The following is a 9,461-nucleotide window of genomic DNA, read 5'->3' on the forward strand; positions in this document are numbered from 1 at the left end:
TGGGCAATTCAAGCCCCTGCGGCGATTGAGCAGCGGGGTCCGGGGCGGAGCCCCGTGGCCGGGGGGGGGCGGGGGGGGCGGGGAACCCGTACGTGACGGGGCAGCGGCACAAATGCATAACGGCGCCGCACAACCCCCCGCCCCACCCCGCTACGCGCGTTACGCTCCGCCGAACTCAGCGCCCCACACGGCGTGTTGACGAAGGAGCACCCCACCATGCGTCCAACTCGTACGTCCCGGCTCACGCACATATCGGTCACCGTCGTCGGCCTCGCGCTCGCCGCCACCGCCTGCGGCGGCACCAGCAGCGAGAAGGGCGGAGGCGGCGACGAGAGCGGCAAGAAGCTCGGCCTCGCCATCGCGTACGACGTCGGCGGCAAGGGGGACCAGTCGTTCAACGACTCCGCCTATGAGGGCATGCTCAAGGCGAAGAAGGAGTTCGGCTACAAGACCGCCGACCAGGAGCCGAAGGACGGCGAGTCCGACGACGACAAGGCGCAGCGGCTCGCGAACCTCGCGAAGGCCGGCTACAACCCGGTCGTCGGCATCGGCTACGCCTACGGCCCGGCGATGAAGGAAGCCTCGAAGAAGTACCCGAAGACGACCTTCGGCATCGTCGACTCGGTCGTCGAGGGCAAGAACGTCGCCTCCCTGGTCTTCGCCGAGAACGAGTCCTCCTACCTGGCCGGCGTCGCCGCGGCCAAGGCCACCAAGTCCGACCACGTCGGCTTCGTCGGCGGCGTCGACAACGAACTGATCAACAAGTTCGAGGCCGGCTTCGAGCAGGGCGTGGCCGACACCAAGAAGGGCGTGGACATCGAGGTCCAGTACCTCGACGAGGACCCGGCCAAGGGCTTCGCCAGCCCCGACCTCGGCAGGGCCGCCGCCGAGAAGCAGATGGAGGACGGCGCCGACGTGATCTACCACGCGGCGGGTCTTTCGGGGCAGGGCGTCATCAAGGCGGCCGCCGAGCAGAAGACATGGGTCATCGGCGTCGACTCCGACCAGTACAAGCAGAAGACGCTCGCCAAGTACAAGGACTACATCCTCACTTCGGCGCTCAAGGAAGTCGGCGAGTCCGTCTACTCGCTGGCCAAGTCCGTCGAGGACGGCAAGCCGCTGACCGGCGTGCAGACCTTCGACCTCAAGGTCGACGGCGTGGGGGCCTCGGAGTCCAACCCGAAGTTCAAGGAGATCGCCGGTCTTTCCGACGCGGTCGCCAAGGCCAAGAAGGGCATCGTCGACGGCTCCATCAAGGTCGACACCAAGCCGAAGAAGAAGTGACCCGAACGGTGCCGCCGACCGCCTTCACCGGCGGCACCGCAAACCCGGCCGTATACGGCCTCGTACCCCCGTCGATAACAGTCTGGACAACCAGGGTTCTCTGTCGGGTCTACGCGCGTTACTCTGCGGCGAACTCAGCGTCGGCCCCCTGCCGTTCCGGCGCTTGTACGAAGGAGCACTTCTCATGCGCCGGGTTTCCCGTATAGCGGTCGCAGGCACCGCGACCGCCTCGCTCGCCCTCGCCCTCTCCGCCTGCGGAGGCACCTCGTCGGACGCCCAGTCGTCCTCCGACGGTGGCAAGGAAAAGGGCCTCGCCATCGCCTACGACGTGGGCGGCAAGGGCGACCAGTCGTTCAACGACGCCGCGTACGACGGCCTCCGCCAGGCCAAGAAGAAGTTCGGCTACGAGGTCGCCGACCAGGAGCCGAAGGACGGGGAGTCGGACGACGACAAGACCCAGCGCCTCGTACAGCTGGCGAAGATGGGTTACAACCCGGTCGTCGGCATCGGCTACGCGTACGCGCCCGCCGTCAAGGAGGCCGCCGCGAAGTACCCGAAGACCACCTTCGGCATCGTCGACGACGCGACCGCCAAGGGCGACAACATCGCCGACCTGGTCTTCCAGGAGAACGAGGTCTCGTACCTCGCCGGTGTCACCGCGGCCATGAAGACGAAGTCGGACACGGTCGGCTTCGTCGGCGGCGTCGACAACGCGCTGATCAACAAGTTCCAAGCGGGCTTCGAGCAGGGCGTGGCCGACACCAAGAAGGGCGTAAAGGTCGAGGTGCAGTACCTCGACGAGGACCCCGCCAAGGGCTTCGCCTCGCCGGACCTCGGCAAGGCCGCCGCCGAGAAGCAGTTGGAGGACGGCGCCGACGTCGTCTACCACGCGGCCGGCCTGTCGGGTCAGGGCGTCATCGAGGCGGCCGCCGCCGAGAAGGCGTACGCGATCGGCGTCGACTCCGACCAGTACGCGCAGGCCCCGCTGAAGAAGTACAAGAAGTACATCATCACCTCCGCCACCAAGGACGTCGCCAAGGCGATCCTCAACCTGGCGGAGTCGGTCCAGGACGGCAAGCCGGAGACCGGTGTCGTCACCGGCGACCTGAAGTCCGGCGAGGTCTCGCTCGCCGACTCCAACCCGGAGTTCAAGAGCGACTCCAAGCTCCAGGCGGCCCTGAAGAAGGCCGAGCAGGGCATCGTCGGCGGCTCCGTGAAGGTGCCGGAGAAGCCCAAGAAGTAGCACGCGGGAAGCCGGGCGCGGGGTGGCCGGCCCCTCCCAGCGGGGAACTGTTCCCTCCTGGGAGGTGACCGTTCCTCCTTGGGGAGGAGCCTTCTGCCTCGCGCCCCGTATCTGCGATCCTGCTCGAACTCACTTCTCGCACACCGCTGTTGGGGCGCTCCGCGTAGGCGACCCCCTTCCCCAGGAGAGTGCGCCATCGCCACGTCAAGCTCCCCGCCGGCCGATTCCACGGCCCCCGTCGCCGTAGAACTCAAGGGCATCACCAAGCGGTTCCCCGGCGTGGTCGCCAACCACGACATCCGCCTCACCGTCCACAAGGGCACCGTGCACGCCCTGGTCGGGGAGAACGGGGCGGGCAAGTCCACCCTGATGAAGATCCTCTACGGCATGCAGAAGCCGGACGAGGGCACCATCGCCATCGCCGGGGAGCAGGTCACCTACTCCTCGCCCGCCGACGCCATCGCCCGCGGCATCGGCATGGTCCACCAGCACTTCATGCTCGCGGACAACCTCACCGTCCTGGAGAACGTCGTCCTCGGCAGCGAGAAGCTGTACGGGATCGGCGGCAGGGCCCGCCGCAAGATCCTTGAGCTCTCCGAGCGTTACGGGCTCGGGGTGCGCCCCGACGTCCTCGTCGAGGACCTCGGCGTCGCCGACCGGCAGCGCGTGGAGATCCTCAAGGTCCTCTACCGCGGCGCCACGACCCTGATCCTCGACGAGCCGACCGCCGTGCTCGTCCCGCAGGAGGTCGACGCGCTCTTCGACAACCTGCGCGGGCTCAAGGCCGAGGGCCTGTCCGTCATCTTCATCTCGCACAAGCTCGGCGAAGTCCTCTCCGTGGCCGACGAGATCACTGTCATCCGGCGCGGCACGACGGTCGGCACCGCCGTCCCCGCCGAGACCACGTCGAAGCAGCTCGCCGAGCTGATGGTCGGCAGCGAACTGCCCACCCCGGAGACGGCGGAGTCCACCGTCACCGACCGCCCCGTCGTCGAGGTCGAGGAGCTGCGCCTCGCGGCCCCGGGCGGCGGCAAACCGCTCCTCGACGGCGTCACCTTCACCATCCACGCCGGCGAGGTGCTCGGCCTCGCGGGCGTCGAGGGCAACGGGCAGACCGAGCTGATCGAGGCGCTCATCGGCCTGGAGCACGCGGACAGCGGCACCATCACACTCCTCGGCGACGAGATCACCTCCTGGGCCACCCGCAGGCGCCGCGAGTCCGGCATCGGCTACATCCCCGAGGACCGGCACCGCCACGGGCTCATCCTGAGCGCCCCGCTGTGGGAGAACCGGATGCTCGGCCACGTCACCGAGCGGCCCAACAGCAAGGGCTTCTGGCTCGACCCGAAGGCCGCGCAGGCCGACACCGAGCGGATCGTCAAGGAGTACGACGTCCGCACCCCCGGCATCGACGTCACCGCGGACTCCCTGTCGGGCGGCAACCAGCAGAAGCTCATCGTGGGCCGCGAGATGAGCCACACGCCCAAGTTCCTGATCGCCGCCCACCCCACCCGCGGAGTGGACGTCGGCGCGCAGGCCCAGATCTGGGACCAGATCCGCGCGGCACGCCACGAGGGGCTCGCCGTGCTGCTCATCTCGGCCGACCTCGACGAACTGATCGGCCTCTCCGACACCCTCCGGGTCATCTACGACGGCCGCCTCGTCGCCGACGCCGACCCGGCCGCCATCACCCCGGAAGAGCTGGGATCCGCCATGACCGGTGCGGCCTCGGGCCACCTGGAGCACACGGAAGACGGTGCCTGACCATGAACATCCGTAAGCGATGGGCCGCCATCGACACAGAGCGGATCCTTCTCGCGGTGGCGGGACCGGTCATCGCGCTCGTCGTGGCGTTCGCCCTGACCGCGATCGTGCTCGTGGCCTCCGGCGAGAACCCCGTCGAACCGTTCTCGATCATGTTCGAGCAGGCGACGTTCTCCGACGTCCAGGTACTCATCATCAACGACGCCGCCGGCCTCTACGTCGGCGCGCTCGCCGTGGCCATCGGCTTCCGGATGAACCTCTTCAACATCGGCGTCGAGGGCCAGTACCGGCTCGCCGCCTGCGTCGCCGCCATCGTCGGCGCACACATCGCGTTCCCGGCCTTCCTCCAGATCCCGCTGCTCATCCTGTCGGCGGCCCTGACCGGCGCGATCTGGTCGGGCATCGCGGGCATCCTCAAGGTGACCCGCGGCGTCAGCGAGGTCGTCTCCACGATCATGCTGAACTCGATCGCAGCCTCGGTCATCGCGTACCTCACCCTGGAGGACGCCTTCGGCGTCGCCGTCGGCAACAACCGCACCACCGGCGAGATGGACAAGGCCGGCTGGTTCCCCGGCATCAACATGGGCGACGCGGTCGGCACCGTCTACGGCTTCGTCTTCGTCGCGATCGCCCTCGGCATCGTCTACTGGGTGATGCTGAACCGCACCCGCTTCGGCTTCGACCTGCGCGCCTCCGGAGCCTCCGACACCGCGGCCGCCGCCTCCGGCGTCTCGGCGAAGAAGATGGTCCTCACGGCCATGCTCCTGTCCGGCGCCGTCGCGGGCCTCGCCGGTCTGCCGACCCTGCTCGGTTCGACGCACACCTTCTCCGACTCGTTCCCGGCCGCGCTCGGCTTCAACGCGATCACCGTGGCGCTGCTCGGCCGCAACAGCCCGGTCGGCATGGCCCTCGCGTCCCTCCTCCTGTCGTGGCTGTTCAACGCGGCCGACCCGCTGGACCTCCAGGGCTACAGCTCCGAGATCGCCACGATCATGCAGGGCCTCATCGTGATCGCCGTCGTCGTCTCCTACGAGGCCGTCCGCGTCTGGGGCACCCGCCGCCAGCAGCAGCGCGTCGGCGCCGAACTCGCCGCGGGCCACGTGCTGAGCGCCTCCGACAACAACGACAAGAAGCCGGAGGTGGCCGCCCGATGAGTACGGCTCCCGTTCTCGACAAGCCCGCAGCGCCCACGGCGCGCCGCAAGCTCAGCCTCTCCGTCCTGCTCCTGATCATCGCGGGCCTGCTCTGCCTGGTCTCCGCGGTCCGCCTGATCACCGACGCGAACGGACTGACCTCCGTCAGCCAGATGTCGACCGCGCTCCAACTCGCCGTACCCATCGGCATGGCGGGCCTCGGCGGACTGTGGGCCGAGCGCGCGGGCGTCGTCAACATCGGCCTCGAAGGCATGCTGATCCTCGGCACCTGGTTCGGCGCCTGGGCCGGCTACCAGTGGGGCCCCTGGGTCGGCGTGCTCGCCGCCCTGATCGGCGGGGCGCTCGGCGGCCTGGTGCACGCGATCGCCACGGTCACCTTCAACGTCAACCACATCGTCTCCGGTGTGGCCATCAACATCCTCGCCCTCGGCGCCACCCGCTACCTCTCCGTCCTGATGTACGACGGGATGGACGGCGCGACCTCCCGCCAGTCGCCCGCGGTGCCGTCCCTCGGCGAGTTCACGGTCCCCGGCCTCGCGGACGCCCTCGCCGACCTCAACAAACACGGCTGGTTCCTGATCTCCGACATCGCGGGCCTGCTCGGCGGCGTCATGACGGGCGTGTCCTGGCTGACGCTGATCGCGGTGCTCCTGGTCCCCGCCTCCTGGTGGATCCTGTGGCGCACGTCGTTCGGCCTGCGCCTGCGGTCCTGCGGCGAGAACCCCGTCGCGGCCGAGTCCCTCGGCGTCAACGTCATCAAGTACAAGTACATCGCCGTGCTGGCGTCCGGCGCCCTGGCCGGCCTCGGCGGCGCGTTCCTCTCCATGGTCTCCTCCAACTACTACCTGGAGGGCCAGACCGGAGGCCGCGGCTACATCGGCCTCGCCGCGATGATCTTCGGCAACTGGATGCCAGGCGGACTCGCCCTGGGCGCCGGCCTGTTCGGCTACAGCGACACGCTCAAGGTGCGCGGCGGCACCGAGAACACCCACGCCCTGCTCCTCCTCATCGCGATTCTCGCGCTCCTCGCGGTGGCCTGGCTGATCTGGAAGAAGAAGTACGTGGGCGCGGTCGTCACCCTGGCCGTCTCCGTCCTCCTCTTCTTCTGGTACTCCTCCACCGATTCGGTACCGAGCCAGGTCGCCACGGCCATGCCGTACGTCCTGACCCTGCTCGTCCTGGCACTCTCGGCACAGCGCCTGCGCATGCCGAAGGCGAACGGGAAGCCGTACCGGAAGGGGCAGGGCACGTGACGGTCGACTGGGACCACCTGAGAGGGGCGGCTCGCGAGGCCATGTCCCGCGCGTACGCCCCGTACTCGGGCTTCCCGGTCGGCGCCGCGGCCCTCGTCGACGACGGCCGCACGGTCTCCGGCTGCAACGTCGAGAACGCCTCGTACGGCCTGGGCCTGTGCGCGGAGTGCGGCCTCGTGTCGGAGTTGGTGGCGACCGGCGGCGGCCGCCTCACCCACTTCACGTGCGTGGACGGCAAGGGCGAACTCCTGATGCCCTGCGGCCGCTGCCGACAGCTGCTGTACGAGTTCGGGGGCCGGGAGCTGCTCCTGGAGACGGGGGCGGGGGTGCGGACGCTGGGGGAGATGCTGCCGGAGGCGTTCGGCCCGGAGCACCTGAGCACGTAAAGCCCCTGCGGCGATCGAGCCAATCAAGCCCCCCCGCGGCGATCGAGCAGCGGGGTCCGGGGCGGAGCCCCGTGTCCGTAACGCCGGTGCGGCGGATCAGCTCCGCTCGGCCCGCCGCACCATCTCCGCGATCCACGTGGGCGCATACGGCGACGTACACCCCGCCGACGTCGGATACTCCTTGAGCACACCGAGCCGCTCGCCGACGGCAACCGCACGGTCACGCTGCCCGGGATGCGCAATCCCGATCTGCGCGAGACACGTGTTCATGTCCCACTGAAGCCGCTCGGGCGCGCCCCCCATCTCCGCCTCGATGACGTCAAGCAACCCCGACAGGTCAAGCCCTTCCGGCCTCTTCACCACACGGTCCGCGGTCAACGCCCACCCGGCCCCCGCGACCGAGGGATCCTCGTCGTCGAGCCAGGCCAGCCGCAACGCCTCGGCGTGCGGACTCTTCTTCACCACATAGTTGATCAACCAGTCCCGCACCTTCGGCGCCCGCGCCGCCCGCAGCATCGCGTCCAGCTCCCCCTCCCCGAACGCCTTCGGCCGGCAGACGAGAAGCGCGAGGAGCCGCGCCGCCGTGTCACCGGTCGCCCACAGCTCGACCGCGAGGTCCTGCCGCGTCTTGAGGCGCTTCGCGATCGCTCGCAGCTTGCCCAGATTCACGCCGTGGTCGTCGCCGTGCCGCTCGTTGACGGCGCGCGCCCTCGGATCCTCGAGCCCGGCCAGCTCGTCGAGCAGCTCGCGCACCGTCGCGGCGGTCGCCTCGGTCTCGGTCTCGGGCACAGCGGCCTCCTGTTTCCTGTTCGTCTCGGCGGGGGTCTCACGGTACGGCGCGGCGAGGTCGCCGGCACACTTCACGCGGAGCGTCTATGCGCGTAGAGTCGCCGCCGTGCCGTGGAGCGTGCCGGGTGCGCCACGCTGTGCTGAACCGTTGGAGGATTTGCCATGGACGTCATCTCCGTCATCCGTACGAAGCGGGACCGCGGACGCCTCACGGACGCCCAGATCGACTGGGTCGTCGACGCGTACACGCGGGGCGACGTCGCCGACGAGCAGATGTCGGCCCTCGCCATGGCCATCTTCCTGAACGGGATGGACCGCGCGGAGATCGCCCGCTGGACCGCCGCGATGATCAACTCCGGTGACCGGATGGACTTTTCCTCCCTCTCCCGTCCCACCGCCGACAAGCACTCCACGGGCGGCGTCGGCGACAAGATCACGCTGCCGCTCGCGCCCCTCGTCGCAGCCTGCGGCGCGGCCGTGCCGCAGCTGTCGGGCCGCGGCCTCGGCCACACCGGCGGCACGCTCGACAAGCTGGAGGCGATCCCCGGCTGGCGCGCGAACATCACCAACGACGAGATGATGCGCACCCTGGAGGACGTCGGCGCGGTCGTCTGCGCGCCGGGCAGCGGCCTCGCCCCCGCCGACAAGAAGCTCTACGCGCTCCGCGACGTCACGGCCACCGTCGAGTGCATCCCGCTCATCGCGTCCTCGATCATGTCGAAGAAGATCGCGGAGGGCACGGGCTCGCTGGTCCTCGACGTGAAGGTCGGCTCGGGTGCCTTCATGAAGGAACTGGACGCCGCCCGCGAACTCGCCCGCACGATGGTCGGGTTGGGCACGGACCACAACCTGCCGACGGTCGCCCTCGTCACCGATATGAACACCCCGCTCGGCCTGACCGCGGGCAACGCGCTCGAAGTCCGCGAATCCGTCGAGGTGTTGGCGGGCGGCGGCCCCGACGACGTCGTGGAGCTGACCCTCGCCCTCGCCCGCGAGATGCTCGACGCGGCGGGCCTGACGGACGTCGACCCGGCGAAGGCGCTCGCCGACGGTCGTGCGATGGACGCGTGGCGGCGGATGATCGCGGCGCAGGGCGGGGACCCGGATGCGGCGCTGCCGACGGCGCGTGAGACGCATGTGGTGACGGCGGGGGAGTCCGGTGTGCTCACCCGTCTCGACGCGATGGGTGTGGGCCTCGCTGCCTGGCGCCTCGGGGCGGGGCGCTCCCGCAAGGAGGACCCGGTCCAGGCGGCGGCGGGTGTCGAACTCCACGCCAAGCCGGGGGACTCCGTCTCCGCGGGTCAGGCCCTGATGACCCTCCACACGGACACGCCCGAGCGGTTCGCGTACGCCCTGGAGGCCCTGGAGGGGTCATACGACACGGCTCCCACGGCCACCGATTTCATCCCGCCCCGGACAGTCCTGGAACGCATCGCCTGACCGCGCCAATCCCCCACCCCGCCCCTTCCCGAAAGCCCTCAATCGCCGGGCGGGCTGGGTGGGTGGGCCTACCCGAAAGTCCTGCCGGACGGGCGGGGTCAATAGCCGCAGGGGCGATAATAGGCCCAAGATCGGTAGAGCACAACTC

8 protein-coding genes are annotated in these 9,461 nt (G+C 69.5%); 7 read left to right on the forward strand and 1 reads right to left on the reverse strand.

All coding sequences use genetic code 11. The annotated features are described in order from the left end of the window. Positions 1-216: 216 nt before the first annotated feature. The 6 genes from ABT004_RS34825 to ABT004_RS34850 all read left to right on the forward strand — a co-directional run bounded on the left by ABT004_RS34825 (position 217) and on the right by ABT004_RS34850 (position 7,084). Positions 217-1,284: a BMP family lipoprotein gene (locus tag ABT004_RS34825; RefSeq protein WP_351345295.1), complete on the forward strand. Its 1,068-nt coding sequence runs from the start codon at positions 217-219 to the stop codon at positions 1,282-1,284. A gap of 184 nt (positions 1,285-1,468) precedes the next feature. Continuing rightward, on the forward strand, positions 1,469-2,527 hold the full coding sequence (locus ABT004_RS34830) for a BMP family lipoprotein (RefSeq protein ID WP_351345298.1): 1,059 nt from the start codon (positions 1,469-1,471) through the stop codon (positions 2,525-2,527). Between the two features lie 195 nt (positions 2,528-2,722). Beyond that, the gene (locus ABT004_RS34835; protein ID WP_351345316.1) at positions 2,723-4,291 is read left to right on the forward strand and encodes an ABC transporter ATP-binding protein; all 1,569 of its coding nucleotides are present in this window, start codon (positions 2,723-2,725) and stop codon (positions 4,289-4,291) included. Between the two features lie 2 nt (positions 4,292-4,293). Continuing rightward, the gene (locus tag ABT004_RS34840) at positions 4,294-5,445 is read left to right on the forward strand and encodes an ABC transporter permease (RefSeq protein ID WP_351345301.1); all 1,152 of its coding nucleotides are present in this window, start codon (positions 4,294-4,296) and stop codon (positions 5,443-5,445) included. Continuing rightward, the gene (locus ABT004_RS34845; protein WP_351345304.1) at positions 5,442-6,698 is read left to right on the forward strand and encodes an ABC transporter permease; all 1,257 of its coding nucleotides are present in this window, start codon (positions 5,442-5,444) and stop codon (positions 6,696-6,698) included. The genes ABT004_RS34840 and ABT004_RS34845 overlap by 4 nt, the downstream gene beginning before the upstream one ends. After that, a complete protein-coding gene (locus ABT004_RS34850; RefSeq protein ID WP_351345307.1) occupies positions 6,695-7,084 on the forward strand; it encodes a cytidine deaminase in 390 nt (129 codons plus the stop codon). The genes ABT004_RS34845 and ABT004_RS34850 overlap by 4 nt, the downstream gene beginning before the upstream one ends. Before the next feature lie 96 nt (positions 7,085-7,180). Here ABT004_RS34850 and ABT004_RS34855 read toward each other — a convergent pair whose 3' ends face one another. Further along, complete coding sequence (locus ABT004_RS34855) at positions 7,181-7,873, reverse strand: DNA alkylation repair protein (protein ID WP_351345310.1); 693 nt, start codon at positions 7,871-7,873, stop codon at positions 7,181-7,183. A gap of 162 nt (positions 7,874-8,035) precedes the next feature. Here ABT004_RS34855 and ABT004_RS34860 point away from each other — a divergent pair, with 162 nt between their 5' ends. Next, positions 8,036-9,313: a thymidine phosphorylase gene (locus ABT004_RS34860; protein WP_351345313.1), complete on the forward strand. Its 1,278-nt coding sequence runs from the start codon at positions 8,036-8,038 to the stop codon at positions 9,311-9,313. Positions 9,314-9,461: the final 148 nt, after the last annotated feature.

Source organism: Streptomyces sp. NPDC002790, assembly GCF_040295505.1.
GTDB lineage: Bacteria > Actinomycetota > Actinomycetes > Streptomycetales > Streptomycetaceae > Streptomyces.